Source organism: Bacillus sp. RZ2MS9, from assembly GCF_001816185.2.
GTDB classification, from domain to species: Bacteria; Bacillota; Bacilli; order Bacillales; family Bacillaceae_G; genus Bacillus_A; species Bacillus_A cereus.
Map to the genome: position 1 here is coordinate 4,398,535 of NZ_CP049978.1, position 26,527 is coordinate 4,425,061.

The following is a 26,527-nucleotide window of genomic DNA, read 5'->3' on the forward strand; positions in this document are numbered from 1 at the left end:
TGGCAAATTTTATTATTGTTTATTTTTACATAGATTGTGCATCTGTTTCGTCTACGTTAGTATGTACATCTAGCTCTCTATGCATATTTCCTTGCATAAACGTTAACTCAAATACTTCTTTTAACTTACGGACAGGAATAATTTCAATTCCCTTGATCGTATACAAAAATGGTTGCATATTTTCAGCAGGAATAATGACTTTCTTAGCTCCCGCTTTTTTCGCAGCTTTTATTTTTGCGTATACACCACCAATAGGCTTTACTTCTCCGTGTATACTTATTTCACCTGTCATCGCTACTTCATTATTTACATACGTGCGATGCACCGCAGAATATACACCTGTTGCCATAGCGATTCCTGCAGAAGGGCCATCAATCGGGATACCCCCTGGAAAATTAATATGTATATCGTATCCTTCTGGCAACACATCTAAAGAACGAAGTACTGTTAATACATTATCAACAGAGCCTTTCGCCATACTTTTACGACGAATAGATTTCGTTTGACTACCAATACTTTCTTCTTCCACAATTCCGGTAACATTTACCGATCCTTTATCTTTCGCCGGAATTGCTGTTACTTCAATTTCTAATAACGCACCTGTATTTGGTCCGTATACAGCAAGACCATTTACAAGACCAATCCTTGGAATCGGATAAATGCGCTTTTCATATTTCGGTGTAAGCTGACTTGAGTGAACAACCCACTCTATATCTTCATCCTTAATGAAAGAACGTTCTTCATTTATCGCCATACCCGCAGAGATTTGCACGAGATTAATCGCTTCTCGTCCATTCCTTGCATACATCCCAATCATCTCAATACCATTTTCACCTATTTGCATTTCCACTTTTTCCGCGGCATTTTTCGCTACTTTTTGAATTTCTTCCGTATCTAATTCACGGAAAAATACTTCTAAGCAACGTGACCGAATAGCAGGAGGAATTTCCTCTGGCGAACGTGTCGTTGCTCCAACTAAGCGAAAATCTGCCGGTAAGCCTTTTTGGAAAATATCATGTATATATGTTGGGATCATTGTATTTTCTTCACTATAGTACGCACTTTCTAAAAATACTTTTCGATCTTCTAACACCTTTAACATTTTGTTCATTTGAATCGGATGGAGCTCGCCAATCTCATCAATAAACAAAATACCACCATGTGCATCTGTTACAGCACCTTTTTTCGGTTGCGGAATACCTGCTTGCCCCATCGCCCCAGCACCTTGATAAATCGGATCATGCACCGAACCAATTAAAGGGTCTGCGATACCACGTTCATCAAACCGAGCTGTTGTCGCATCAAGTTCAATAAATGTTGCATTCGTACGAAATGGAGATTTAGGATTTCGTTTCGCTTCTTCTAATACAAGACGTGCTGCCGCTGTTTTCCCAACACCTGGTGGGCCATATATGATTACATGTTGCGGATTCGGACCACAAAGAGCCGCTTTTAACGACTTAATCCCGTCCTCTTGCCCTACAATATCTAAAAAGGTTGTAGGACGCACCTTTTCTGCTAGCGGCTCTGTTAAAGAAATCTCACGCATTTTACGAAGTTGTTCTAATTCTTTTTTCGATTCTCGATCAATTGAAACTTTTTGTGTTCGTTGATTTCGAAGTAAATGCCAGAAATACAATCCGACAATTACACCAAAAACAAGTTGAACAACTAAAAATATATTTGTCCAGCTCATTATTTATTTCCTCCCGCAATATTTTATCTCTTAGTATTTCCGCGGAGGAACGTAGCTAAACATAAAGAAAAACAGCAATTATAAAAATTGCTGTTTCCCTTTCGCATTATGCAGATGTTTTTGTATCAAGTACAGTACCGTCTTGTAACACCAATTTTGGCGGCTCATTATCAGCTACTGTTTCTTTTGTAAGAATACACTTCTCGATATCTTTACGAGATGGAAGTTCGAACATTACATCAAGCATTAAGCCTTCAATAATAGAACGAAGTCCACGAGCACCCGTTTTACGTTCAATTGCTTTTTTCGCAATTTCGATTAGTGCACCTTCTTCAAACTCTAACTCAACATCGTCAAGCTCCAATAGTTTTTGGAATTGCTTAACAAGTGCATTTTTCGGTTTCGTTAAAATATCAACAAGAGCATCTTCATCAAGTGGCTCTAGGTTCGCAATAACTGGAAGACGACCGATAAACTCTGGAATTAAACCAAATCTTAAAAGATCCTCTGGTAATACGTGAGATAAAACATGCTTCTCATTTACATCAGCATTTTTCTTCTCAGAACCAAATCCAATTACTTTTTCACCAAGGCGACGTTTAATAATCGGCTCAATGCCATCAAACGCTCCACCACAAATGAATAAGATGTTCGTTGTATCAATTTGAATAAACTCTTGGTGCGGATGCTTACGACCACCTTGAGGTGGAACGCTTGCTACAGTACCTTCTAAAATTTTCAGAAGTGCTTGCTGCACACCTTCACCAGATACATCACGTGTAATTGATGGATTTTCGGACTTACGTGCCACTTTATCAATCTCATCAATATAAATGATTCCTTTTTCCGCTTTCTCTACATCATAATCAGCTGCTTGAATTAATTTTAGTAAGATATTTTCTACATCTTCTCCAACATATCCAGCTTCTGTTAAAGATGTTGCGTCCGCGATTGCAAATGGAACATTTAGAATACGCGCTAACGTTTGTGCAAGTAATGTTTTACCACTACCTGTTGGCCCGATAAGTGCGATATTACTCTTCGCTAATTCTACATCATCAATTTTGCTGTTAGAATTAATGCGTTTGTAATGGTTATATACCGCTACCGCTAGTGCTTTTTTCGCGCTATCTTGCCCGATGACATACTCATCTAAGATTTCACGAATTTCTACCGGTTTCGGTACATCTTTGAATTCTACTTCTTCGTCCTTCGCAAGCTCCTCTTGTACAATTTCAGTACAAAGTTCGATACACTCGTCACAAATGTAAACACCTGGACCTGCCACTAACTTTCGAACTTGCGTTTGTGTTTTACCACAGAAAGAACATTTTAATTGCCCTTTTTCATCATTAAATTTAAACATATTTTCACACCCCTTACAAAGTGCTAACCTCTTGCCTTCGTATGTACACGATAAATGTATCGTATGTAAATACATATTATGTCACTACGTGGCGAGAAATACAAATAATATGACTAGTTATGTACAAATAAAAAATTTTTAAAACTTTTGAAATATGTATATTCGACTTGTAAAGGAACTTTTCCTTCTCCATCGAAAAGTTTTATAAATATATTTCTATATTTATAAAACAAGGCACGATTTTAATCGTGCCTTGTTATTTTATTATGCAGCGTTTTCTACTAAGAAGTCTACAGCTTTACGCACTTTAAGATCTTCAGCTAAAGCGTCTACGCTTCCAAGAGCTTGCTTGATAGCGTCTACTGGCATACCGTACATTTCAGCCATTTTTTCAACTTCTGCAGTTACTTCTTCTTCAGTAACTTCGATGTTTTCAGCTTCAATGATAGCTTCAAGAACAAGATTGATTCTTACACGTTTTTGTGCATCTTCTTTCATTTGCTCTTTTAATTTGTCAGCATCAGTACCTGTGAATTGGTAGTAAAGCTCAAGGTTCATACCTTGTTGGCTTAAACGTTGCTCGAATTCACGAACCATACGATCTAACTCAGTGTTGATCATAGCTTCTGGAATTTCGATTTCAGCGTTAGCAGCAGCTAATTCTACTACTTCGTCACGTACTTTGTGCTCAGCTTCGTGCTTTTTGCCTTCTTCTAAGTTTGTGCGAAGTTTTGCTTTTAATTCATCAAGAGTTGCAACCGCTTCGTCTGCTTCTTTAGCGAACTCGTCGTTTAACTCAGGAAGTTCTTTTGTTTTGATTTCGTGAATTGTTACTTTGAATGTTGCTGGTTTGCCAGCTAATTCAGCAGCATGGTACTCTTCTGGGAATGATACTTCAACGTCTTTAGACTCACCAGATTTAAGACCGATTACTTGCTCTTCGAAACCTGGGATGAATGTACCAGAACCGATTGCTAGAGAGTAGTTTTCGCCTTTTCCGCCTTCAAATGCTTCGCCATCAACGAAACCTTCGAAGTCGATTACAGCTGTATCACCGTTTTCAACAGTTCCTTCTTCTTTAACAACTAGTTCAGCTTGACGCTCTTGTAAAGATTTTAATTCGTTCTCTACATCTTCGTCAGTTACAGTTGTTTCAACTTTTTCTACTGCTAAACCTTTGTACTCACCTAATTTAACTTCAGGTTTTACTGTAACTTTTGCAGTGAAGATAAGGTTAGCATTTTTTTCGAACTTCTCGATGTCGATTTCAGGATGATCAACTGGGAAGATACCAGCTTCTTCAATCGCTTCACCGTATGCTTTTGGTAAAATGATATCTAAAGCATCTTGGTATAAAGATTCAATACCAAAGCGTTGTTCGAATAATGGACGAGGCATTTTTCCTTTACGGAAACCTGGTACGTTAATTGTTTTTACTACTTTTTTGAACGCAGCGTCGATAGAGTTGTTTACTTCTTTAGCATCAACTTCGATTGTTAAAACGCCAACGTTACCTTCTAATTTTTCCCATTTTGTAGACATTTATTCTTTCCCTCCAACTATAATAATGTATGCACATACCTCTATAGATTAAGATCTTCATTATCTCTTTTTTGAAATAACAAATACACAAATAATCCTCTAGCAAAAGCTTTCAGATATAATGTTCCAATCTACTAATTGCCCAGAAGACAACTACGGTATATTTTGTTCGAGAATAATATGAAACATATTAAGTAAGAGAATTACACTTCTCTTCTCTTACAAACAGGCAGTTTTCTGCCTTTTGCAACCCTTACATTATAACATAGAATATGCTCGTTTCAAGAACTGAACGATTCTTTTTCATAATTATACGGGCAAATATCCTTCTCTTTCAACACGTAATAACCATTGATAGGCAATATGAAACTCTTCCAATTCGATATTGTATGCTGCCATAAGCTCTTCTTCATCAATAGCCAATCCGAAACGCTTTCTTCCAATTCTCTCTAAAACAGCTGACCAAATCTCTTCTTTATCCATTAATAGAGCGAATGGGAAAACGCTAATTTGCAATTCTTTCCAATATGTAACCATCGCTTCAAATATATCGGGATAATTTTGCTCTAATCGACTTGATAATTTATGTATAATGTTATTGGATTGCTCCTCATTATGACCTGTAAATGCTGGAATTACCTTAATCGTATTCCCAAACTTTTCTACCTCTATTTCCTCTTCTACCTGACTTTCTATCATTTTATACAAAATAGAAGTTTTCAAATAGGGGTGTTGCTCTTCGTCTATTAAAAATTTCTTTAAAACAGGTAATGCAAGATCTAAGTCTTTTAATGAAAGTCGCTGAATCGCTCTTAGCTTCTGTCCAAAGTTTTCTCCAAAAATTTCTTTAGTAAACTCATCCAACTCAAAATTTGAATCCACTAGCGATGCGTCTCCCTCATTTAGCATACCTTCTGCAAATAAAGCAAGCTGCGCTAATTTTTCCTTTTGATCAGGCATTATATCTTTCGTTTGTAAAACCTTTTCAACAGTTTCAATAACACCTTCATAATCATTTGTTTGAACTAAAATAGTCACGTACGTTTCAAGAATATCACCAAATAAGACAACTCCTGTTTTAAGCAACTGTTCACATTTGTCTTTCGCTTCTTCCATACGTTTTAATTCGAGTAAACAAATAACTGAAGCTAATTCCGTTTGTTCCGTTTCCGCATTATACTGACGTAATATTTCAAAGCAGCGCAATGCATCTTCGAACTTCCGCTCTTTCAGCGCTAAAAAACCTTCATCAATATAGCGCTCTGATAGTTGTGGAAACAATACGACCGTATTTTCTTTTTTATCCATACGTCCGCCTCTTTTTCTTGATTTTAATTATGTTCAAAGTAAATATATCAAATGCGTAATGAGAACACAACATCCCAAAACTATTTGTTTGAAATATGAAAATATTTAATTTTTACATTCCAATACAAATAAATCTCTACTAAAAATTAAAATTGTACAAGTAAAAATCCCCAGCAACAAACGCAGAGGATTCATCATTAATGGAAAGCTTTTATAATTGTGGGGTATATTACAAGGGTAATAATTTGGAGAACAATAATTGCCATAACAATCATGCTAAAATAGAAGATTGGTTTACTTCGCTTCATTAAAAACATAATAATAAGCATCGTACAAGCAAACAAACTTAAGAAGAACAAACTTGTTGTCGAACTAAGTATACCACTTGGGACAAAGAACAATAACACTACACTACAAGTACCTATAATTCCAAATAACCATTCCATTCATTCACTCATTCCCTTTCCCTCTCATGGCTGTTTTCTCTAAGCAATCAAATGTTTCACAACATCAACTACATACGTTAATTTCTCATACGCTACAAATCCAAAAGCAACCGTCAAGCCCGTTACAACTAATCCTTTCATCATTTCTGCCTCCTCGTTTTATCGTTGTTATCTTCATTATAAAAGATTAGCAATTTCTTACCATCGAACTACCTTACAGTTACCTTACAGAATTGTAAGATTTCAAAAAGAGATTGAAAAACACCTCATATCTCTTGAGGTGCTTTCACGGAATTTATTTATAATCACTTGCAAAATTAACTTTTTTTCTTTGTTATTTTTCGGAGAATCCACTCTTAAACTAATAGATTTACTAAATAATTTAGGATCAAAATAATTATTCATTACTTTTCTTAACTTACCTTCAGATATTTTCATATTACAAGAAAACAAAGGATGAAGATCATGTTAATATATTTTTGTACAATTAAGAATTTAATTTACAAGGGGGATTATATATGTTTAAAAAAATGGCCGCAGATGTATTAGGACTAAGCGATGTAGGTTCTGTTATTACACCTAAAGACTATGATAAGGTCGATGCCGATGATTATGTAATGCATGAAGATGGGGAGAAAATTTACTTTCTAATTAAATCGAAATCAGATGAATATTGCTTCACAAACAAAGGGTTAATTCACTTAGACGGTACAAGCGCAACAAGTAAAAAACGTACACTACGCCGCTTTAGCTATAGTAAATATCAAATTAAAAACGTAGCGCTTGAAACTGCGGGAACGATTGATTTAGATGTAGAAATTAAGTTCCAAATGGGCGATGAGCATTACTCAATTGATGTTCATAAAAAACATATTGAAGAATTAAAAGATTTATATAAGGCTTTACTTAAAATCGAAGAAATTTCATACGACAACGATATTACATTACAATATGCACACAAAAGTTTAGATATGGCATCTAATGCCTTTAGCCGCATTTCAAACGCACAAGTAAACTTAGCAGAGCAATTTAAAGAGATGAACGAGATCGCCTTTAACTGGCTTGTTGATACGAAGAAACAATATAATGTGAAAGATTATGGTTTTGTCTTTGACAAGTTTATTAACAACTAATTTAAAACAAACAAAAAACCTTGTTATCAAAAGATAACAAGGTTTTCTTAGCGCCCCAGGAGAGATTCGAACTCCCGCTCCGCCCATTTCCGTACTATTTTATATATTTTGATCGCAGTCTTAATATATCTTCTCCTTCGCGAATGCCTGCCGATCCTTTCCTCACATTTTTTACGACAGTCCAATTCGGGTTAGTTTCATCACCGATGTTCTGTACTGTAAAATTGCCATCACCATATTTCCGGTGACCTTCCGCCAATTTCTCCGTTAAATCATTCTCATTTGATCTCGCCATCTTTGCGCCATCTCCCTTTTTTATACGACCTTCTTAAACCATCTAACCAATCACAGGTCCAGTCAATTGGAGATTCTCGTTTTCCGCTTCTATTAATTGTAACACACTACCGGGAATAAGTTCCGATAACTGCTGCTGAATTGTACTAGAATGGTAAAGAGTTTTATAATATTGTAAGTAAACAATTAAGAGAATCTGGATATGGATTTGAGTTCCATCATAAACCTATTGATTCTTTAAATTAAATAAGAGGAATAGGGCGCATAAATGGCGCTCTTTTTATTTAAGAAAAAGAAGTACATATGCAACTACTTAATATCAAAGGAAAGGTCGCAAATATCAAGAATGAACTACACCTATAACCCAAACATCAAATTTTAGACAAACAAAAAACCTTGTTATCAAAAGATAACAAGGTTTTTTTAGCGTCCCAGGAGAGATTCGAACTCCCGACCGTACGCTTAGAAGGCGTATGCTCTATCCGGCTGAGCTACTGGGACATGGAGCGGGTGAAGAGAATCGAACTCTCGACCAGAGCTTGGAAGGCTCTTGTTTTACCACTAAACTACACCCGCATATGTTATTTTCTTTTCTTTTCTTCGTTAGCGCCGTTGCCCTATCGACAATATTTATTATATGTATAACCACACATAAAGTCAACACCTTTTTTAAAAGAGGATAAATTTTCTTATCCTCTTTTAAAAACTGCTTGTTCAACTAGTTGTCCGTCTAACGTTTCAAAACGAACTTCCATTTGATTTTCATCCATTTCTAATAAAGCAAATGTCTTTTCTACACGCTGACGTGGTAATAAAATACTGCCTGGATTAATAAATAAAACGCCCTCGATTAATTCCGCACCTAATACGTGAGAATGTCCAAAGCATGCAACTTGCGCTCCCACTTCTTCAGCATGGTACGCTAGCGTTTGTAATGTCATTTTCACATTATGGCGATGTCCATGCACAACTAAGAAGCGAATTCCATCTACATCAGTTACAATTTCATCTTGAAAGTTAGCATAATCACAGTTTCCTTTTACAACACGGAAACCTTGCAGTTCTTCATGAGCAGGCGTTAGCTCTGAATCACCGCAATGAATCATGATATCTACTTTCCCTTCATATTTCTCTTTCAACTGCTGTAATTCCTTCACAGAGCTATGACTATCACTTACGATTAAAGCTTTCATCATTCTCTCTCCCTTATTCTCCTAAAAACCATTCCGGGATTTTTTCTTCTAATTTACGAAGAGCACGGCCACGATGGCTAATAGCATTTTTCTCATCTGAACTTAGTTCCGCCATCGCTTTTTTATATTCTTCCACATAAAAAATCGGATCATATCCAAAGCCGTTTTCCCCGCGGCGTTGTTCTAAAATAAATCCTTCACATGTCCCGTTTACAATGACAGGCTTTTTATCACCTTCAGGGAAAGCAACTGCTAATGCACAATAGAAACGAGCTTTACGCTTTTCAAACGCTACTTCATTTAATTCTTGTAACACTTTATCAATATTCGCTTGATCATCTTTCGGCTCTCCAGCAAAACGAGCTGAATACACGCCTGGTTTCCCGTTTAACGCATCTACAATAAGACCTGAATCATCCGCAATTACAATTGCATTCAACTGTCTACTCAAACTATCCGCTTTTAAGATCGCATTTTCTTCAAATGTTTCACCAGTTTCTTCGACTTCTTCAATATGAGGAAAATCGTGTAATGATTTCACTTCTAAATCAAATCGCTCAAATAACTCAGCAAACTCACGTACTTTCCCCATATTTTTTGTCGCTACAACAACTTGTTTCATACTTTCCACCTCTACTCTATATGAGATACGATGTCACCTAAAGCTTCTTTTTGCATATCAATCAGTTGGAAAATGCCTTGTTCTGCTGCATCAAGTAGTTCATTTAACTGCGCTCTACTAAACGTCGCTTCTTCTCCAGTTCCTTGCACTTCAACAAACTGGCCTTTTCCAGTCATAATCACGTTCATATCAACGTCTGCTTTAGAATCTTCTGCATAGTTTAAATCTAAAACAACACCTTGTTCTTCAACAATCCCTACTGACGTTGCTGCTAAATAATCTTTTACTGGAATTTTAGATACTTTTTCTGCTTGTAATAACTTCTCAAACGCTAATACCATCGCTACATATGCACCTGTAATAGAAGCTGTTCTCGTTCCACCATCCGCTTGAATAACATCACAATCAATCCAAACCGTTCTCTCGCCAAGCGCTTCTAAGTCAACTACCGCACGTAATGCTCGTCCAATTAAGCGCTGGATTTCCATTGTACGTCCTGTTACTTTCCCTTTACTTGACTCCCTAATTGTACGTTGTTCTGTCGCACGTGGAATCATCGCATATTCAGCTGTTACCCAGCCCTTTCCCTCTCCACGCATAAATGGCGGGACACGCTCTTCAATTGTCGCTGAGCAAATCACCTTTGTATCCCCAACCTCAATTAATACTGATCCTTCTGGATGTTTTAAATAATTCGTATGAATATGTATATGGCGTAATTCTGTTTTCTCTCTACCATCTACTCGCATAAAAATAACCTCCTCTTAATTACTACTCGTTAGTATAGCCAAATTTAAATGTATGATATGTATACAATAAAAGAAGAGGAACCCAAAAAGCAATTCCTCTTTCTTACTTAAGTATATCAAATTATTGACGATTAAAAACTACCTGTATTCACGTTTTCTGGACGATCTACAGGTTTTATTAACTTTCCGCCCTTTTCATCTATAAGATTTGCTTTTCCATTTACTTCAATAGAAATATTTTTCACACCTTTCTTTTCTGTTAAAGATAAAACTAACGACTTCAATACGTAATTTGAAATCATATTTTTATCTGGGTTTACAAATATATTTTCATTAAAGTTTAATGTAAGGTTTCCGTCTTGTAATTTCGGATTCGTAATAAGCTTAACGCCTGGATTAAAATCATTCAGGAGCGATTGATGGATCGGACCTTTTACAAGTTCATCTATAATTGCTGCATAGTCATTTTCTTTACCTTCTGCAACGCGGCGTGTGACTGGTACGTAGTATTGCTGTTTATTATTATTTTGCGCCATAAAATACAGTGTGACTGGTTTTGTATTTGTTACATCTGCTACTTGTTCATCATCGAAGTTAATACCATTTGCACGGCTCACTCCTTCACCAAGCGGTGTACCACCAACCGGCATCTTTGCCAATTTCTCACCATTTATTTGGAACTGCACTTGTTTTATCTCTGTAAATTGCGTCAACGTCCAAGCTATAGATTCAACGATTTGACGCTCTTCTTCTTTCGCATAGTTTTTCATTTCTTTAGAGAAATCAATAACTGCCGTTCCGTCCTTTTTCAAATCTAAGGTCATCGTTGTATTCGCCGGAATGACTGCACGAAACCCATTCGGTAATAAATTCGTTACCGGTCCATCTTTCACAAGGTATTCTAATGTTTGCTTCACAGTCTCATTTGCTTTCGGAGTAGGTATAGCTAACGTTTGTGGTACAACATAACCATTTTTATCAACAAGGTATAGTTCTCTATTTACCATTTGCCCTTGCTTATCTTTTTTAGCTACTTCTTTCTTCCCACCCTCTGTATACGTAACTTGTTTTGGCGGATCAATTTGTTCAGTTGCTTTCTCTTGATTTATAAAGCCACACCCTGTTAGTAAAACAGCGCTCACAGTAGCACCAACAACCCATTTAAAAGTGGATTTAGGCATGCCATTCCCCCCTAAAATCTAAGTTTGTACTATTATGTATACGAGCTGTTTCACGTTTTAGAACAAGCTGTGCCTCTTATAAATTGAAACTTTAATCAGCAGGGGTCTTACTACCCAGCAAATAGCAAGATAAAACAAAAACTCCTGATTTCTCAGGAGCTCACTTATATAAATTCTACTATTATTCTTTTTCTAAATGAATATGCTTCACATTTTCAATCGGTTGACCGAACCATTTGGATGCAATTTCTTTAAACAAGCCTATTTTTCCTGTTGTTAAGAAGAGATGATCGCTTTGTTCTTCTCCTTCATTCAACATTTTACTATGATATAAGATTGTACTTACTTCACGTGCTGTTTCATCACCAGAACTAATTAGTTGTACTTTATCTCCCATTACTTTTTTAATAACAGGTCCTAAAATCGGATAATGTGTACACCCTAATATAAGTGTATCAATATCGGTACTTTTCAGTGGTTGCAGCGTTTCTCTTACAACTTCATACGCCATTTCACTTTCGAAATTCCCACTCTCTACAAGTTCAACGAAAGGTGGACAAGCTAAACTTTCTACCATAACACGGTTATTAATAGACTTTAACGCCTCTTCGTATGCACCACTTTTCACCGTTCCAATCGTTCCAATAATCCCAACGTGATACGTGTTTGTCACTTTTAAAGCTGTACGTGATCCTGGGTGAATAACTCCTACTACTGGAATTGGTAATTGTTTTTGCATCTCTTCTAATACAACTGCAGTTGCTGTATTACACGCAATAACTAACATTTTAATATTTAAATCTAGTAAATGCTCCGTCATTTCCCACGTAAATTGACGTACTTCTTCTCGAGAACGTGGACCATAAGGACAACGTGCTGTATCTCCTAAATATATGATACGCTCTTTCGGCAACTGACGAATTAATTCCTTTGCTACTGTTAAACCGCCAACTCCTGAATCGATAACACCGATTGCTCTATTCAACTTCATCACCCGTTTTCTCATTCATCATCTTTTATGCTTATCATTATATTTTACACACTTTAAGTTCGCTCACTTCAAATGCTTCTGTATGAAAATTTTCATTTTCCCATGTATAGACTAGGACCTTTTTTATTTTGCTCCTTTTTTTCGTAATTTGCAAGATAGAAAAATAACCGACCTTCTATAAGAAAGTCGGTTTCTTCTATATAAAGTGCATATTCATTGCTCCATCTTTTTTTGAAAAGAAGACATTCCTATTAATAAGAAGAAATGAGCAGAAATTAAAATGACGATAATTTATTTACAGCCCTTTTTATAGCCTTACCTATTTCCACGCTAGACTGTGGATTTTGTCCTGTAATTAAATGACCATCTACTACTACATGCGGCGTAAAATTGGGGGCTACATAAAACAAAGCTCCTTCTTCTTTCAACTTACTTTCTAGCAAAAACGGAACGCGCTTTTCTAAATGTACAGCTCTTTCTTCATCGTTTGTATAACCTGTTATACGCTTACCCGCAACAAAAAACGAGCCATCCTGATTTTTCACACCGACTAAGGAGCTTACTCCGTGACAAACAGCCGCTACAATCCGGTTATTGTTATACATATTCTCAATCAAATTTACTACATATGGATTACCTGGAAAATCTACAATCGCCCCGTGCCCACCACCAAATAAAACCGCATCATAATCCGAAAAATGAACATTTGAAATCGGCCTCGTATTTTGCAATAAAGAAGCTACATGCTTGAATTCGCGAGGTATACCATTCGGAATAGACACTCTATCTATAGGTACTCTCCCACCTTTTATTGACACAATATCAACATCAAACTTAGCCTTTTTAAATACATGATAAGGAGCTGCGAGCTCTTCCAGCCACAAACCAGTCGGGTGTCCATTCATATCATGAGCACTTGTTGAAACTAACAGTATCCTTTTCAACATATCCCCTCCTTATTACCTATTTATGTATGGAGTGTTCTTATCATTCATATAGCAAGTGAAGCAAACAAAAAATAGCCGACTTTTATATAAAAGTCGGCTGCTTTCTTATAATTCGAGCTCTCCCATACGAAGAAGCTCCACAACTGCTTGTGAACGTCCTTTAACCCCTAGCTTTTGCATTGCGTTTGAGATGTGGTTGCGAACTGTCTTTTCACTTATAAAAAGTTCACCTGCAATTTCCTTCGTTGTTTTATCTTGAACCAGCAATTCAAATACTTCTCTCTCTCTCTTTGTGAGTAAAGGTTTAGATTGATACGCTTTTTCCTTCAACTGGTATAACCCTCCTTGCTTAAGCCAGAGCTGTGTATGTGTAAGTTGGGTGTTTATTTAGTCAAGATATTGTATGAACGAAATGTGCAGGTGGTGAATGAAAATGGGCTTTATTTCCTATGTTATTTTAGACTTTTATACAGTGCGTACACTCTTTTTATCCACTTACTTTCCAACGCGCCATATTTGTTCTAGCAATATACTTACAACCGTACCTACAAATAAACCATTACCGAATATATATTGCATAACAGACGGCAAGGATTGGAGTGCTCCAGACGGTAAAAACATAACGCCGCTGCCAAATAATACTGCAACGCCTAAAATCGTCACATTCCTTTCACTCATCGGCACTTGTTTTATATTATTAAATCCAATTCCAATTAACTGTACGAACGAAGCCATTAAAACAGCCGATGCGACAGCTGATGGTAAAGATGCTAAGTAACGAATAATACTTGGAAAAAGAGACATTACGACTAGTAACGCACATGCCATTAAGAACGATCGTATATACTTTTGTTTTGTTAAACGTATAAATCCTGCCGTTGCTGGTAACGGAACGACACCTACAGTTGAAAATACAGAAGAGATGAGATGCGAAATCCCTCCAACCCATGTTCCATCTTTCAACTGTTTTTGTTCAATAGTCGCTTTATGAATAGTTGCTTGATTAATTGCTATAATAGCTGCCACCGTATTCGAAACTAAAATACATACCATAACGAAACTTGATACAGCCATACCTGTATTCCATTTTGGAAGTCCCCAAGCAAATATATGTGGAAGTTGCACAAAATGAGTTACTTGAGATGGGATTGTCACTTTTCCTGCAATGAGAAAAATAATCCACCCACTAATTAATCCTATTAAAACTGCATAACTTTTGACAAAGCCTTTTCCAAAATTAGATAGTATAATAACGAACAGAAATATACTAAACGCGATCATTGCTGTAAATCCGTCGATTTGAGAAATAGTAGCTGTAATTCCTAACATTCCTTTTAAAAATACACCACTTAATTGTAAACATAATAAAAGTAAAAACGTCCCTGTCACAAGCGGCGTAAATAAAAATAAAATACGTCCTATAAAACCAGTTACTCCTAATCCTATTAAAATAACACCGGAGATTATCATTCCTAATTCTAAAATTTGCAGTGTACTATGTAATTGATCTTGTCCGGCCGTTGCATAAGCAAGTACGGTAAATACACCAACCCAAGATCCAGCCGGCCCATCCGCAATTGGCAGTCTATGCCCAAGCCATCCTTGTAAAAAAGAAGATATACCAACTACAAAAAACGTACGCTGCATTAAATAAAATATTTCTTCCGTCGTAAGATGAAATAATCCGCCAACGACAATTGGTAGTGCGATTGAATTTGCTAATAAAAATATAAACCATTGCAAAGTTCCCATAATATGATTTTGGTTATGTTGATTGTCCAATTTTTTCATCCCTTCTAGCTTTCCTATAAAAATATATTGTAAGAATAAAAAAGAAGAGTTCTATACTCACCATTAGAACCCTCCTCAAAATATTTAAACGATTCTTCTACACAAGATTATTTAATTCCACCTCATTTAAACTTCCAACAACAATATTTCCTTTATACACGACTAAACGTTTTTCTGTTTGACGCGCTACTGCTTCAGCAGCGCATGTCGCATTCGTCAAAACAAAGTTCGCTTCATCCCCTATATTCGGCCATACTCGCTTCCCTTCATTATTTAACGTTTCTTTTCCTCCTGTAATAAAGCGGAGTGCTTTTCCTAAAGACCTTTCGTCACTCCACCCAAAACGCTCTGCTAATCGATTCACCTTTTGAAGCATATCACCTGTTCCAAACGGTGACCAATGATCTGTAATGCTATCATTGCCTAATGAAACCTTAACGCCTTTTTTATCTAATAACGGAATTGGGATTACTTGTTTACCAATTGGCACTGTTGAAGTAATATCAATATTTACATTTGCGAGTCTTTCTGCCACTTCTTCAGCCTCTTTATCAGTAACACCACCAAGTCCAAGTGCATGACTAATCGTTACACGGCCTTGCCATCCTGCTTCTTCTGTTAAACTTGCCAATCTCTTCATCGTAAACGTTCCAAGATTATTCGCATCGTGCAAATGAATATCAACATCCGCATTAAATTCTACTGCGATATCCATAATTGTATGTAATGACTTTTCAATGTCATTATCTACTGTAGCTGGATCTACTCCTCCGACTAGATGAGCACCCATACGCATCGCATCTTTCACGAGTTGCACAGAATCACTGCGCAATAATCCATGTTGCGGAAACGCAACAATTCTACTAGACACTCGATTTTTATATGTTTCTAATGCCGCTAACGTCGCCTCCAGATTACCAAGCCCAATAATCGGATCGACATTACAATGCGTTCTAATATTCGTTGCACCATTTTGCAGTAGTAACTCTAGCATATTTTCCGCTCTATTTTGGGCAGTCGCTAATTGCTTTGGTAAAATTTTTTCTTCTTCATTAAAACGTGTAAAAATACTTTCTGCTGGCATACAAGCTTTCCATGGGCCACTATAATATGTTTTATCAATGTGAATGTGCATCTCTTTGAAAGCTGGCAACATTAATAAGTTCTTAGCATCAAAAGTTACTATATCTTCCTCTTGAACAATCCCTTTTATAATTTTTTTAATTCGACCATCTTCAATAAGTAAACTGCATAATTCTGTTTCTGTTTGTGAAATTCTCTCTTCTTCATATGTATATCCTGATTCAAGCATTACGTTAGTCAACCAATATACTGTCATCTCTATTTCCCCACCCTTTATTAAAAATCACCTCATAACTACAAGTTTAATATCCACTGAAAATTAAGACAATTAATACGATCACTTCTCACAAAAAAATGTAATACAACCCCATAGTCTTCTCATAAATTTCCATATAGAATAAAAGTATGCAGTTTGATATAAAAAGGAGTTGATTGGAATATGTCAAAAAAGTTATGTAAATCCGAAACTGATAAAATGCTATTTGGTATATGTGGTGGTTTAGGAGAATATTTTGATATTAGCTCTACTCTTATTCGTATCATTTGGGTTATTGCTGTTTTATGTTTTGGGACAGGATTTTTAGTTTATTTCATTTGTTTATTACTTATGCCACGTTCGTACTAACGGCATTATTTCACATACTTAAGAAGAGCAAATCACCTATAGAATCCTATAGGTGATTTTTTCATGAAGAATATTTCATCGTTAAATGTAATACCGCTACTTCTTCTTCTTCATTTTTATAAATATGCTTCTTATTCGCTTCAAATTGAATGGAATCAAACTCATTTAATTCGTATACATCATTCTCCACTTGAATAGACACTTTCCCTTTCATTACCGTTACAAGCTCAATCGCACCTTCATGATGAGCTTCTGGCTCATATATACTATTTGATCGTAAACAAGCACGGTGCATTTCCATCCCTGTTTCTTTCGTATAACGGAACATCGTTTCTAAATGCCACGCTTGTCCTTCATCTACTGCAAATCCTTCTCCACAGCGCGCAACAGCTACAGGTTCTCCAACAACCATTAATCTGGATAAAGGAATTGATAACCCTTTCGTTATTTTCCAAATGACAGCTAGTGTCGGATTTGTTTCCCCTCTTTCGATCTTTCCTAATGTTAATTTACTAACTCCTGTTTTATGAGCTAATTCTTCTAAACTTAATTTCTGTTCATTTCGAATTTGTCTCAATAACTGTCCAACTTGTTGAATGACTTCTTTCGTTTGCATATCTTCATTTTCTTTCATATATAAAACCACCTTAAAGTATAAAATAGTTTACTTTTAATAATTAAAAGTATATCATACTATACATAATTATTTATTTTCGAAAGGAGTGTTATACTTCATGCGCGCAATTTTATTAGGTCTTTTATCATCGGCCTTTTTTTCTGCAACCTTTATTATTAATAGAGCAATGAATGTATCTGGAACGAGCTGGGCTTGGACAGCTTCCTTCCGTTTTTTATTTGCTCTTCCTATTTTATTCCTTATCGTTTTATTTCGCAAAAACTTTAGGGGATTATGGGAAGAGTTAAAAAAACATCCATTGGCATGGATCGGATGGGGTTCTGTTGCCGGTATTGGTTTTTATTCTTTATTAAGTTTCGCAGCTGTCTTTTCTCCAGCTTGGCTCGTTGCTGGAACTTGGCAAGTTACGATTTTAGCTGGTTTACTACTATCACCACTATTTTTCGTGAAAATAGAAACAAAATCAGGTACGAAACTTGTACGTGGAAAAATTCCACTTCGTAGCTTATATGTTGCATTATTTATTTTACTTGGTGTAATTTGTATGCAAGCAACTGCCGCAGGCCATATTACAATGACTCAGTTCATTTCAGGTTTTTTACCTGTCGTATTAGCCGCTTTCTTATATCCGTTCGGTAACCGAAAAATGATGGAGCTTGTTGGTGGACGCCTTGATACGTTCCAACGTGTATTAGGAATGGCAATTGGAAGTCTTCCTATAACAATCTTGCTTGGTATATACGGATTTTCTACTACTGGCATTCCAACATCCAACCAAATGCTTCAAGGATTTTTGTTAGCATTATGTTCCGGTGTTATTGCAACGATGACATTTTTCTTTGCTACTGACTTAGCAAAAGATAACCTCGCTCTACTTGGAGCTGTTGAAGCAACACAAGCTGGAACGATGGTCTTTACCGTACTTGGAGAAATCATTTTCTTAAATGGTTCACTCCCTGGAGGACTTTCTCTCATCGGAATGATTATTATCATGTTAGGAATGGTTGCAAATAGTATTTTAAACCGTTCTGTTCCAGTCGTTAAACAGAAAAAATCAGCATAAAAAAAGGGTATGGTTCTATAGAGATGAACCATACTCTTTTTTATTGTCCCCCTATTTCGCCTTATCAGAATAGTATTTCATTGGCTGCTTATACTAAAACTTATGTTATAATACGTTTCATGCGCATTAATAGGAGGTAAATTATGTTAAAAAAAGCAATCGCTGAATTTATTGGTACATTTGTACTTGTATTATTCGGAACTGGAGTAGCTGTCACTGGCGGCGGAATTGAAGGAATTGGAACATTAGGAATCGCTATGGCTTTCGGTCTATCTATTGTAGCTATGGCATATAGCATCGGAACAATTTCTGGATGTCACATTAACCCAGCAGTATCAGTAGCTATGTTCATCAACAAACGAATGAACGCTATGGAACTTTGTTATTATGTATTAGCTCAAATTTTAGGTGGTTTATTAGGAACTGCAACGTTAGTAACAATTTTAAAATCTGCTAAAACACCTTTAGATAATTTAGGACAAAATGGTTTCGGAACTCTTGGTTTATCTGGAGCATTTTTAGTTGAGTTCATTTTAACTTTCGTATTTATTTTAGTTATCGTTGCTGTAACAGGTAAAAAAGGAAGTTCTTCTTTAGCTGGACTAGTAATTGGTTTCACATTAGTTTTAATTCACTTATTAGGAATTCCGTTAACTGGAACATCTGTTAACCCAGCTCGTAGTATCGCACCAGCTTTATTTGTTGGTGGAGAAGCACTTTCTCAACTATGGGTATTCATCGTAGCACCAATTCTTGGTGGTATCTTCGCAGCTATCGTAGGTAAATTCATTTTAAATACTGAAAAATAGAATTTTCAATATTTCTGAATAAAAAAAGGCGAGCCCTCATTATGAGGAAGCTCGCTTTTTTTATTCTTTCATTTTAGACTTTAAATTTGTAACTAATTGATCTACCGTTACATTTGCAAGTACGTTTTCCATCGCTTCTTGCGCTTGCATTAAAATAATTTCTAATACTGATTGAATATTAGCTCCTACTGGACATTCAATGTTGGGATTTTCATGGAAGGAAAATAGCTGTCCTTCTTCTACAACTTCCACTGCTTTATATACATCAAGTAATGTAATTTCTTCTAAATCTCGAGCAAGTGTCGTACCACCTTTACCAGCTTGTACATCAACAAGTCCTGCTCTCTTCAACATTCCTGTAATGCGACGAATCACAACTGGATTTGTATTCACACTACCGGCAATCCATTCAGAGGTACAGCGAGAGTTTCGATCTATCGCAAGTAATGTCAGCATATGAACACCTACTGTAAAACGACTACTAATCCCCATCTGCACACCCTCCTTTTTATTCATTCTATTAAAAGACGACTCTTATCATTATATACTATTTTTAATTTATACATAAAGAAAAAGCATGATTTCAATAAGAAATCACGCTTTTCTCTCATTATTGACGCTTTATAAATTTCGCTAAATCTTTAAATTTCACTTTATCTGAGTAATTCATTACGCCGTTTACGTAAATGCGGCTTGTAACAGCATTTAATACCGCAATTGTCGCCAATAAGACTGCTAATGTTATCGTAATTTCTAGCATACCTGCTTCACCAGCTACAATACGTGAGAAGGTAACCATCGGTGTAAAGAATGGAATGTAAGAACTTACAACGACGATAGTACTATTCGGATCACTTAATGATTTAATACTAATAAAGAATGCAGCCATAATTAAAATCATTACCGGGAAAGATACAGCTTGTAAATCCTCCGTCTTAGACACGACAGCTCCAGCAGCAGCATACATCATCGCATAAAGTAAATATCCCGTAATGAAATAAACAAGAAACATGCTGATAACCTTTGCATCTAATTTCGTAAAGTCAATTGGAATACCAAATAGTGAGGCACTTTCTAAATCGACCCAACCTAACAAATATGGAATAAGATAACCACACGCCAATATGACAAGTTGCAATAACGCCGTTGAAACAACCGCTAAAATTTTCGCATACATCATCGTAAGAGGCTTCACTTTCGGAAGCATTACTTCCATTACACGTGACGCCTTTTCAGATGCAATATTCATTGCGATTGTATTTCCGAACGCTACAATAAACATATATAAAGCAAATGTAAAGAAATAGGCAATTCCGAAAGAAGATGTACGATCTTTTATCGCTTCTTGCTTTACTTGAATTTCTGTTTGTAATTGCTGTGCAATTTCTGGTGAAACATTATTTTTGGCAATCGTCACCATCGTATATTGTTGCTTTAAATATCCTGCCATAATTGCAGAAGTTGCTTGGCTTGGAAATCCATTATACATATATGTAATCGATGGAGCCCCATCCTTTTCCGTCACATGGAATAGACCATCTAAATCGCCTTCTTCTACTTGCTTATGCAGTTTATCAAAATCATCCTTTGAACCAATTGTTATTTTTGCTGATGGCAATAGCTTATTTAGCTCATCTTTTTGTACTTTATATGTGGAACTCTCTACTACAACTGCAATTTTATCTTTATCCTTATTTTTATCATCGCCTGAAGTAAAATGATTAAATGCAAAAATCCCAAACACAACTAAAAATAAAATCGCACTCGTAATTAATGATTTTTTAGATAAAAATGCTTCCCTAAAATAAAATGAAAATACGTGAGAAAATTTACGCATCGTTATTTCGCCCTCTCTACAAAGATTTCGTTTAACGTCGGCTCTAACATTTTGAATTGTCGTAAGCTAACACCTTGCTCTTGCAACTGTTGCAAAATCTTGAGAGCTTCCGCATCGTCTTGTACTTTCACATAAAGAAGGCCTTGTTGTTTTTCATACGATACATGTATAGCTTCTAATCCCTTTTCATTCTCTACTGTATCTTCAATCGTTAAATTACGGAAACCGTATTCTTTCTTAATATCACTTAGCTGTCCTTTTACGACTGCTTCACCTTTTTTCAAAATACATACATGTTGGCAAAAAGCCTCTACTTGTTCCATACGATGACTTGATAAAATAATCGTCTTTCCGCTCTGTACTTGTTCTTCAATAATACTAGCTAACACCCCAGCATTAACTGGATCAAGACCGCTGAATGGTTCATCTAAAATGAGAAGTTCCGGATTATGAAGAAGAGCAGCAATTAATTGGATTTTTTGCTGATTCCCTTTTGAAAGCTCTCCAGCCGTTTTAAATTTATATTCTGGTATCGCTAAACGCTCTAACCAGTGATCAATAGCATGATCTACTTCTTTCTTCGACATTCCTTCTAATCTACCAAAATATCGCAGCTGATCTATTACTCTACTTTTTGTATATAAACCTCTTTCTTCTGGTAAATACCCAATTGTTACACCACTATTTCCAAATGCTTTTCCATCCCATGTAATCGAACCTTCATTAGGCGTTAATAATCCGAGAAGCATTTTGATTGTTGTTGTTTTCCCTGCACCATTTCGTCCAAGTAACCCTAGTACTTCACCTTTTGGTAACAAAATTTGCAAACCGTTAACTGCTTTTGATTCCCCAAATTGTTTCGTTAAGTTTTGAATTTGTAAACTCAAGTATAAAGCCTCCCCTTTAGTATCATTCGTACTCTCTTTCAAAGACTATGTTTATTCAAGACAAAATATAGCACCACGCTTCATCCTCTTATATGTAAACATCGTCATTAATCCATCATTTGTCCTATTTAGTTAAAATTGTAAATAACAAAGTTCTTTTTGTCAATTATAATTGTCATTACGACAATAAAAATTGTCAAAACAACTATTATTATTTTGCTCATCTTTCTAATATAGGACATACTACTATATATACAAAAGACAATATGCAAATGTTCATATAAAAATATTATATTTTAATATATAATATAAAATGATTTTCTAACATCAAGGAGGATACATATGAAGATGAAGAGGGGCATTACCACTTTATTATCTGTAGCGGTTCTATCTACATCACTTGTAGCATGTTCAGGAACACCAGAGAAAACAGTGGCAAAAGAAGAGAAAGTAAAATTAACAGAACAACAATTAATGGCTGATTTATGGTATCAAACAGCCGGTGAAACGAAAGCACTTTACTACCAAGGGTACAACATTGGTCAATTAAAGCTTGATGCAATTCTTGCAAAAGGGACAGAGAAAAAACCTGCTATCGTGCTTGATTTAGACGAAACTGTTTTAGATAACAGTCCTCATCAAGCAATGAGCGTAAAAACAGGCAAAGGCTATCCTTACAAATGGGATGATTGGATTAACAAAGCTGAGGCTGAAGCCCTTCCAGGCGCAATTGATTTCTTAAAATATACAGAGTCTAAAGGTGTAGATATTTACTACATCTCAAATCGTAAAACGAATCAACTAGATGCGACAATTAAAAATCTTGAGCGTGTAGGTGCTCCTCAAGCAACGAAAGAACATATATTACTACAAGATCCGAAAGAAAAAGGAAAAGAAAAACGCCGTGAACTCGTTTCTCAAACTCATGATATTGTCTTATTCTTCGGTGATAACTTATCTGATTTCACAGGTTTTGATGGAAAATCTGTAAAAGATCGTAACCAAACAGTAGCAGATTCAAAAGCACAATTTGGTGAGAAATTCATTATTTTCCCGAATCCAATGTATGGCGATTGGGAAGGCGCTTTATATGATTATGATTTCAAAAAATCAGATGCAGAAAAAGATAAAATCCGTCGCGACAACTTAAAATCATTTGAAGTAAAATAAAAGAGGATGGCATTCGCCATCCTCTTTTATTTTACTTTCTCTGTTAAAGGCAAGATAAATACTTCCACACGTCTATTCTTTGCCTTTCCTTCTTGTGTATCGTTTGGAGCAATTGAACGGTATTCTCCGTATCCAATCGCACTAAATTTTTCTGGTTGTAATTCTTTATTTTGCAGTAATACTTGCATAAAATTAACTGCCCGCTGCGTACTTAATTCCCAATTCGACGCAAACTGCGCATTGGCAATAGGGACATTATCCGTATGACCCGATACTGTAATTTCACGAGGTGACGCTGAAACAAGTAAGCTAGACATCTCTTTTGCAATCCCTAAAGATTCTAATTTCACATCTGCTTTCCCCGAATCAAACAGTATATTTTCTAATATTGTCACCATTAATCCCTTTTCAGTTAATTTAGTTTGAAAAGAAGAGGATAATTGTTTTTCATTAATATATTGATCAATCTTTTTTTGTAATGCTTTCAATTCATCCATCTCTTTTTTTTCTTTAGCTCTAGCTTCTTCTTGTTTTTTTGCTTGTTCTGCCTCAAGGCTACTTGCTGATAATTCTTTTTCATCATTTGGCTTTTGATCGCTTAAAAATTCTTTGTTACCTGTTCCCCCAGCTAATTCACTTCGAAAAGCAACTGCCATCTGTTTAAACTTCGCAGCATCTATACTACTCATTGCGAATAAAACGATAAACAATGCAAATAACAACGTTAACATATCAGAATATGGGATTAACCATGTTTCATCGATATGCTCATCATGTTTTTTCTTTTTGCCTCTTCTATTTTTCTTACTCCGCATTTTTTTCTGCTCCTTTTTCTAGCTTTTTACGCTCAGTTGCAGAAAGTGCACCTAAAATGCGGTTCTTCATAATAAACGGATATGTACCTTCTTGTAACATTAATAAACAATCAATGATTAAACGTTTTTTCTCAATTTCAGCTGAAGATTTTTGCTTTAACTTATTTGCAAATGGATGCCATAATACATAACCTGAAAAAATACCAAAAATCGTTGCAATAAACGCACCCGAAATAGCATGACCTAACTTTTCAATATCAGTTAAGTTACCAAGCGCAGCTACAAGACCGATAACAGCACCTAAAACTCCTAATGTCGGTGCATACGTACCAGCTTGCGAAAAAATAGCAGCTCCCTTTGCATGTCTTTCTTCAATTGCCTCTAATTCAGATTCCAAAATCTGCTCCAAATCTTCTGCGGATACGCCATCAATCACAAATTTCATACCGCGCAAAAGAAATTCATCTTGAATTTTGTCTAATTGTTGCTCTAAAGACAAAATACCGTATTTTCTACTTTCAGATGTCCAATGAACAAATAATTCTAGCAACTGTTCATAACTTAAATCCTTTTTATTTGAACCAAAAAGAACTTTAAATAGTTTTGGAACCCTTTTTAGTTGATTCATCGGAAATGCAATACATACTGCAGCAAATGTACCGATAAAAATAATTAATGCTGCGGCAGGATTTAATAAGGCTGTTATGTCAGCGCCCTTGACGACCATCCCTACTATCACTGCTACAAATCCTAAAATAAGTCCAATAATTGTTGCAAAATCCATTCCCATTCACTCCCAGTCTATACAAGAAGTTCTCTATTCTCGATAATCGCTACATCTTCTTATGTATATATATTACATAAAAAATGCATTTCATGAAAGATAAGAAATGAATTATATAAAAAAATACTACAAATTCACACATTTTCTGACATTTTCTTTGCATTTCTATTACGTTATGACTCTTATATTCCTTTTCCAACAAACTAGATTTATAATAAAAAAAACATTACACATTTTATTAAGAAGGGACTGTGATTACAAGGCATCATGAAAAAGATAATAATTATTTCTGCCACTACTATTGTAATCGGGATCACATCTTTCGCTTACTTTGGTTCTAAAACACCACTACATAATGAAGCAAAAGCTGTCGAAAGTCAAAAGCATAATAACCATAAAAAAGAAGAGATTCCTGCTTTTCCAAAAGCTGATCATAATGCAAAGAAAATAGACAATGACTTTTCAGTGGTAACAAATCCCAAATCTAATCTTGTCTTAATTAATAAACATCGAAAACTACCAGATGGATACATTCCTGAAGACTTAACGAGACCAAATGTACCATTTATTAGTCCAAAAGATAAAGAAAAAACATTGCTGCGAAAAGATGCTGCAGAGGCACTTGAAAACATGTTTAAAGCTGCGAAAAAAGAAGGGCTTGATCTTACAGCTGTATCTGGTTATCGTTCATACAAACGCCAAAAATCGTTGCATGATACATACGTTAGACGCCAAGGAAAAGCCGAAGCTAATTCGGTAAGCGCAATTCCTGGTACAAGTGAACACCAAACGGGTTTAGCAATGGATATTAGTTCAAAATCAGCTAAATTTCAATTAGAGCCTATCTTCGGGGAGACAGCAGAAGGAAAATGGGTCGCAGAACACGCTCATGAATTCGGCTTTGTCATTCGTTACTTAGAAGATAAAACAGATACAACAGAATATGCATATGAACCATGGCACTTACGCTACGTTGGTAATCCATACGCTACATACCTATATAAACATCACTTAACATTAGAAGAAGCGATGGAAGACAAAAAATAAGAGAGCAAATTGCTCTCTTATTTTTCTTTCACTCTATTATTGTAGTAATTTCTTCTTCCATTCTTCAGGCCATGGTTCGCCTCTTCCTGTTTTTTTCGACGCTTGAACCATCATTCCACGACCTACTAAACAAACCTCTCCTGCTGCATTCTTCACCATATAATGTAAATCTAAAGAAGAATTCCCGACCGATCCTGCCTTTACATACACCTTCAGCTGTTCATCAAAATATATTTGCTTAATAAAATTACATTGTAAATCCGCAACAACGATCATCGTTTCTGATGATGCATGTGTCCACTCTTGCATAAATCCAAGTTCTTTAAACAACGCAATACGAGCTTCTTCAAAATAAGTAAAAGCAACGACATTATTTACATGTCCAAACATATCTACTTCACCAAAACGAACCTTTACAGGGTTGTAAAACGAAAAACCACTTTCCCATTGCTCAAAGTCTTCAATATAAGAAATCCTCTTCATTGTTATCTCCCCTTTTCACCTTTAAATA

General features: G+C 35.8%; 28 protein-coding genes, 2 tRNA genes and 1 pseudogene. 7 read left to right on the forward strand and 24 right to left on the reverse strand.

Features of this window, described 5'->3' with window-relative positions; translation table 11 throughout:
* Window positions 1–25 precede the first annotated feature (25 nt).
* From lonB to BHV55_RS22420, 5 genes are all read right to left on the reverse strand, one after another.
* The gene (gene lonB, locus BHV55_RS22400; protein ID WP_000119180.1) at window positions 26–1,696 is read right to left on the reverse strand and encodes an ATP-dependent protease LonB; all 1,671 of its coding nucleotides are present in this window, start codon (window positions 1,694–1,696) and stop codon (window positions 26–28) included.
* A gap of 106 nt (window positions 1,697–1,802) precedes the next feature.
* A complete protein-coding gene (gene clpX, locus BHV55_RS22405; RefSeq protein ID WP_000472289.1) occupies window positions 1,803–3,062 on the reverse strand; it encodes an ATP-dependent protease ATP-binding subunit ClpX in 1,260 nt (419 codons plus the stop codon).
* Window positions 3,063–3,326: 264 nt separating this feature from the next.
* Window positions 3,327–4,604, reverse strand: a complete 1,278-nt coding sequence (gene tig, locus BHV55_RS22410; RefSeq protein WP_000105215.1) for a trigger factor — start codon at window positions 4,602–4,604, stop codon at window positions 3,327–3,329.
* A 309-nt stretch (window positions 4,605–4,913) separates the two neighbouring features.
* Window positions 4,914–5,912 carry a hypothetical protein gene (locus tag BHV55_RS22415; RefSeq protein ID WP_000358272.1) on the reverse strand — a complete coding sequence of 333 codons (999 nt, stop codon included), beginning with the start codon at window positions 5,910–5,912 and terminating at the stop codon, window positions 4,914–4,916.
* A gap of 197 nt (window positions 5,913–6,109) precedes the next feature.
* On the reverse strand, window positions 6,110–6,358 hold the full coding sequence (locus BHV55_RS22420) for a hypothetical protein (RefSeq protein WP_001983650.1): 249 nt from the start codon (window positions 6,356–6,358) through the stop codon (window positions 6,110–6,112).
* Window positions 6,359–6,876: 518 nt separating this feature from the next.
* Here BHV55_RS22420 and BHV55_RS22425 point away from each other — a divergent pair.
* Entirely contained in the window at window positions 6,877–7,491 is a 615-nt protein-coding gene (locus BHV55_RS22425) for a PH domain-containing protein (protein WP_000473868.1), read from the forward strand.
* A 94-nt stretch (window positions 7,492–7,585) separates the two neighbouring features.
* Here BHV55_RS22425 and BHV55_RS22430 read toward each other — a convergent pair whose 3' ends face one another.
* Window positions 7,586–7,786 carry a hypothetical protein gene (locus tag BHV55_RS22430; RefSeq protein WP_000124460.1) on the reverse strand — a complete coding sequence of 67 codons (201 nt, stop codon included), beginning with the start codon at window positions 7,784–7,786 and terminating at the stop codon, window positions 7,586–7,588.
* A gap of 152 nt (window positions 7,787–7,938) precedes the next feature.
* Here BHV55_RS22430 and BHV55_RS27945 point away from each other — a divergent pair.
* Window positions 7,939–8,031, forward strand: a pseudogene (locus BHV55_RS27945) (DUF6572 domain-containing protein); the annotation flags it as partial.
* 181 nt (window positions 8,032–8,212) lie between these two features.
* Here BHV55_RS27945 and BHV55_RS22435 read toward each other — a convergent pair.
* The 11 genes from BHV55_RS22435 to BHV55_RS22485 all read right to left on the reverse strand — a co-directional run bounded on the left by BHV55_RS22435 (window position 8,213) and on the right by BHV55_RS22485 (window position 16,598).
* Window positions 8,213–8,286: transfer RNA gene (locus tag BHV55_RS22435), tRNA-Arg, on the reverse strand.
* A gap of 1 nt (window position 8,287) precedes the next feature.
* Window positions 8,288–8,361, reverse strand: a tRNA-Gly gene (locus tag BHV55_RS22440).
* Window positions 8,362–8,474: 113 nt separating this feature from the next.
* Window positions 8,475–8,978, reverse strand: a complete 504-nt coding sequence (locus BHV55_RS22445) for a metallophosphoesterase (protein ID WP_000645505.1) — start codon at window positions 8,976–8,978, stop codon at window positions 8,475–8,477.
* A 13-nt stretch (window positions 8,979–8,991) separates the two neighbouring features.
* On the reverse strand, window positions 8,992–9,600 hold the full coding sequence (locus BHV55_RS22450; protein ID WP_000815943.1) for an XTP/dITP diphosphatase: 609 nt from the start codon (window positions 9,598–9,600) through the stop codon (window positions 8,992–8,994).
* Between the two features lie 11 nt (window positions 9,601–9,611).
* Window positions 9,612–10,349: a ribonuclease PH gene (gene rph / locus BHV55_RS22455; RefSeq protein WP_001261765.1), complete on the reverse strand. Its 738-nt coding sequence runs from the start codon at window positions 10,347–10,349 to the stop codon at window positions 9,612–9,614.
* A 131-nt stretch (window positions 10,350–10,480) separates the two neighbouring features.
* Entirely contained in the window at window positions 10,481–11,530 is a 1,050-nt protein-coding gene (gerM, locus tag BHV55_RS22460) for a spore germination protein GerM (RefSeq protein ID WP_001126746.1), read from the reverse strand.
* 181 nt (window positions 11,531–11,711) lie between these two features.
* Window positions 11,712–12,521, reverse strand: coding sequence for a glutamate racemase (gene racE, locus BHV55_RS22465; RefSeq protein WP_000774005.1), 810 nt, complete (start codon window positions 12,519–12,521; stop codon window positions 11,712–11,714).
* 275 nt (window positions 12,522–12,796) lie between these two features.
* Window positions 12,797–13,468: a type 1 glutamine amidotransferase domain-containing protein gene (locus BHV55_RS22470; RefSeq protein WP_000919606.1), complete on the reverse strand. Its 672-nt coding sequence runs from the start codon at window positions 13,466–13,468 to the stop codon at window positions 12,797–12,799.
* A 105-nt stretch (window positions 13,469–13,573) separates the two neighbouring features.
* The gene (gene gerE / locus BHV55_RS22475; RefSeq protein WP_000659484.1) at window positions 13,574–13,798 is read right to left on the reverse strand and encodes a spore germination transcription factor GerE; all 225 of its coding nucleotides are present in this window, start codon (window positions 13,796–13,798) and stop codon (window positions 13,574–13,576) included.
* Window positions 13,799–13,963: 165 nt separating this feature from the next.
* Window positions 13,964–15,259, reverse strand: coding sequence for a purine/pyrimidine permease (locus BHV55_RS22480; RefSeq protein WP_000732141.1), 1,296 nt, complete (start codon window positions 15,257–15,259; stop codon window positions 13,964–13,966).
* 97 nt (window positions 15,260–15,356) lie between these two features.
* Window positions 15,357–16,598: an amidohydrolase family protein gene (locus tag BHV55_RS22485; protein ID WP_000219560.1), complete on the reverse strand. Its 1,242-nt coding sequence runs from the start codon at window positions 16,596–16,598 to the stop codon at window positions 15,357–15,359.
* Window positions 16,599–16,781: 183 nt separating this feature from the next.
* Here BHV55_RS22485 and BHV55_RS22490 point away from each other — a divergent pair, with 183 nt between their 5' ends.
* Window positions 16,782–16,967, forward strand: coding sequence for a PspC domain-containing protein (locus BHV55_RS22490; protein ID WP_000038411.1), 186 nt, complete (start codon window positions 16,782–16,784; stop codon window positions 16,965–16,967).
* A 61-nt stretch (window positions 16,968–17,028) separates the two neighbouring features.
* Here the strand turns inward: BHV55_RS22490 and BHV55_RS22495 are convergent, their stop codons facing one another.
* Window positions 17,029–17,601 (reverse strand): helix-turn-helix domain-containing protein, encoded by a 573-nt coding sequence (locus BHV55_RS22495; RefSeq protein ID WP_000661924.1) that lies wholly within the window; start codon window positions 17,599–17,601, stop codon window positions 17,029–17,031.
* A gap of 100 nt (window positions 17,602–17,701) precedes the next feature.
* Between BHV55_RS22495 and BHV55_RS22500 the strand changes: the two genes are divergently transcribed.
* Window positions 17,702–18,667, forward strand: a complete 966-nt coding sequence (locus tag BHV55_RS22500; RefSeq protein WP_001201630.1) for a DMT family transporter — start codon at window positions 17,702–17,704, stop codon at window positions 18,665–18,667.
* Between the two features lie 143 nt (window positions 18,668–18,810).
* Window positions 18,811–19,476, forward strand: a complete 666-nt coding sequence (locus BHV55_RS22505; RefSeq protein WP_000913213.1) for an aquaporin — start codon at window positions 18,811–18,813, stop codon at window positions 19,474–19,476.
* Window positions 19,477–19,536: 60 nt separating this feature from the next.
* Here the strand turns inward: BHV55_RS22505 and BHV55_RS22510 are convergent, their stop codons facing one another.
* The 3 genes from BHV55_RS22510 to BHV55_RS22520 form a co-directional block, all read right to left on the reverse strand.
* Window positions 19,537–19,968 (reverse strand): Rrf2 family transcriptional regulator, encoded by a 432-nt coding sequence (locus BHV55_RS22510; protein ID WP_000512998.1) that lies wholly within the window; start codon window positions 19,966–19,968, stop codon window positions 19,537–19,539.
* Between the two features lie 118 nt (window positions 19,969–20,086).
* Window positions 20,087–21,313, reverse strand: a complete 1,227-nt coding sequence (locus BHV55_RS22515) for an ABC transporter permease (protein WP_016118684.1) — start codon at window positions 21,311–21,313, stop codon at window positions 20,087–20,089.
* 2 nt (window positions 21,314–21,315) lie between these two features.
* A complete protein-coding gene (locus tag BHV55_RS22520) occupies window positions 21,316–22,200 on the reverse strand; it encodes an ABC transporter ATP-binding protein (RefSeq protein WP_070756970.1) in 885 nt (294 codons plus the stop codon).
* A 342-nt stretch (window positions 22,201–22,542) separates the two neighbouring features.
* Between BHV55_RS22520 and BHV55_RS22525 the strand changes: the two genes are divergently transcribed.
* Window positions 22,543–23,370 carry a 5'-nucleotidase, lipoprotein e(P4) family gene (locus tag BHV55_RS22525; protein ID WP_000782768.1) on the forward strand — a complete coding sequence of 276 codons (828 nt, stop codon included), beginning with the start codon at window positions 22,543–22,545 and terminating at the stop codon, window positions 23,368–23,370.
* Window positions 23,371–23,396: 26 nt separating this feature from the next.
* On the opposite strand, the gene motB is transcribed toward BHV55_RS22525, so the two are convergent.
* Complete coding sequence (motB, locus tag BHV55_RS22530) at window positions 23,397–24,185, reverse strand: flagellar motor protein MotB (RefSeq protein ID WP_001256734.1); 789 nt, start codon at window positions 24,183–24,185, stop codon at window positions 23,397–23,399.
* A complete protein-coding gene (motA, locus tag BHV55_RS22535) occupies window positions 24,175–24,969 on the reverse strand; it encodes a flagellar motor stator protein MotA (protein WP_000344852.1) in 795 nt (264 codons plus the stop codon). The genes motB and motA overlap by 11 nt, the downstream gene beginning before the upstream one ends.
* Before the next feature lie 267 nt (window positions 24,970–25,236).
* On the opposite strand from motA, the gene BHV55_RS22540 reads away from it, so the two are divergent.
* Window positions 25,237–26,016 carry a M15 family metallopeptidase gene (locus BHV55_RS22540; RefSeq protein WP_000720201.1) on the forward strand — a complete coding sequence of 260 codons (780 nt, stop codon included), beginning with the start codon at window positions 25,237–25,239 and terminating at the stop codon, window positions 26,014–26,016.
* Window positions 26,017–26,052: 36 nt separating this feature from the next.
* Here BHV55_RS22540 and BHV55_RS22545 read toward each other — a convergent pair whose 3' ends face one another.
* Window positions 26,053–26,499 (reverse strand): acyl-CoA thioesterase, encoded by a 447-nt coding sequence (locus BHV55_RS22545; protein WP_000822734.1) that lies wholly within the window; start codon window positions 26,497–26,499, stop codon window positions 26,053–26,055.
* Window positions 26,500–26,527 lie beyond the last annotated feature (28 nt).

What these genes read in the sequence shown, in the direction of transcription:
- lonB (WP_000119180.1), bottom strand. Translation starts at nt 1,696, where the DNA reads ATGAGCTGGACAAATATATTTTTAGTTGTTCAACTTGTTTTTGGTGTA.
- clpX (WP_000472289.1), bottom strand. Translation starts at nt 3,062, where the DNA reads ATGTTTAAATTTAATGATGAAAAAGGGCAATTAAAATGTTCTTTCTGT.
- tig (WP_000105215.1), bottom strand. Translation starts at nt 4,604, where the DNA reads ATGTCTACAAAATGGGAAAAATTAGAAGGTAACGTTGGCGTTTTAACA.
- BHV55_RS22415 (WP_000358272.1), bottom strand. Translation starts at nt 5,912, where the DNA reads ATGGATAAAAAAGAAAATACGGTCGTATTGTTTCCACAACTATCAGAG.
- BHV55_RS22420 (WP_001983650.1), bottom strand. Translation starts at nt 6,358, where the DNA reads ATGGAATGGTTATTTGGAATTATAGGTACTTGTAGTGTAGTGTTATTG.
- BHV55_RS22425 (WP_000473868.1), top strand. Translation starts at nt 6,877, where the DNA reads ATGTTTAAAAAAATGGCCGCAGATGTATTAGGACTAAGCGATGTAGGT.
- BHV55_RS22430 (WP_000124460.1), bottom strand. Translation starts at nt 7,786, where the DNA reads ATGGCGAGATCAAATGAGAATGATTTAACGGAGAAATTGGCGGAAGGT.
- BHV55_RS22445 (WP_000645505.1), bottom strand. Translation starts at nt 8,978, where the DNA reads ATGAAAGCTTTAATCGTAAGTGATAGTCATAGCTCTGTGAAGGAATTA.
- BHV55_RS22450 (WP_000815943.1), bottom strand. Translation starts at nt 9,600, where the DNA reads ATGAAACAAGTTGTTGTAGCGACAAAAAATATGGGGAAAGTACGTGAG.
- rph (WP_001261765.1), bottom strand. Translation starts at nt 10,349, where the DNA reads ATGCGAGTAGATGGTAGAGAGAAAACAGAATTACGCCATATACATATT.
- gerM (WP_001126746.1), bottom strand. Translation starts at nt 11,530, where the DNA reads ATGCCTAAATCCACTTTTAAATGGGTTGTTGGTGCTACTGTGAGCGCT.
- racE (WP_000774005.1), bottom strand. Translation starts at nt 12,521, where the DNA reads ATGAAGTTGAATAGAGCAATCGGTGTTATCGATTCAGGAGTTGGCGGT.
- BHV55_RS22470 (WP_000919606.1), bottom strand. Translation starts at nt 13,468, where the DNA reads ATGTTGAAAAGGATACTGTTAGTTTCAACAAGTGCTCATGATATGAAT.
- BHV55_RS22480 (WP_000732141.1), bottom strand. Translation starts at nt 15,259, where the DNA reads ATGAAAAAATTGGACAATCAACATAACCAAAATCATATTATGGGAACT.
- BHV55_RS22485 (WP_000219560.1), bottom strand. Translation starts at nt 16,598, where the DNA reads ATGACAGTATATTGGTTGACTAACGTAATGCTTGAATCAGGATATACA.
- BHV55_RS22490 (WP_000038411.1), top strand. Translation starts at nt 16,782, where the DNA reads ATGTCAAAAAAGTTATGTAAATCCGAAACTGATAAAATGCTATTTGGT.
- BHV55_RS22495 (WP_000661924.1), bottom strand. Translation starts at nt 17,601, where the DNA reads ATGAAAGAAAATGAAGATATGCAAACGAAAGAAGTCATTCAACAAGTT.
- BHV55_RS22500 (WP_001201630.1), top strand. Translation starts at nt 17,702, where the DNA reads ATGCGCGCAATTTTATTAGGTCTTTTATCATCGGCCTTTTTTTCTGCA.
- BHV55_RS22505 (WP_000913213.1), top strand. Translation starts at nt 18,811, where the DNA reads ATGTTAAAAAAAGCAATCGCTGAATTTATTGGTACATTTGTACTTGTA.
- BHV55_RS22510 (WP_000512998.1), bottom strand. Translation starts at nt 19,968, where the DNA reads ATGGGGATTAGTAGTCGTTTTACAGTAGGTGTTCATATGCTGACATTA.
- BHV55_RS22515 (WP_016118684.1), bottom strand. Translation starts at nt 21,313, where the DNA reads ATGCGTAAATTTTCTCACGTATTTTCATTTTATTTTAGGGAAGCATTT.
- BHV55_RS22525 (WP_000782768.1), top strand. Translation starts at nt 22,543, where the DNA reads ATGAAGATGAAGAGGGGCATTACCACTTTATTATCTGTAGCGGTTCTA.
- motB (WP_001256734.1), bottom strand. Translation starts at nt 24,185, where the DNA reads ATGCGGAGTAAGAAAAATAGAAGAGGCAAAAAGAAAAAACATGATGAG.
- motA (WP_000344852.1), bottom strand. Translation starts at nt 24,969, where the DNA reads ATGGATTTTGCAACAATTATTGGACTTATTTTAGGATTTGTAGCAGTG.
- BHV55_RS22540 (WP_000720201.1), top strand. Translation starts at nt 25,237, where the DNA reads ATGAAAAAGATAATAATTATTTCTGCCACTACTATTGTAATCGGGATC.
- BHV55_RS22545 (WP_000822734.1), bottom strand. Translation starts at nt 26,499, where the DNA reads ATGAAGAGGATTTCTTATATTGAAGACTTTGAGCAATGGGAAAGTGGT.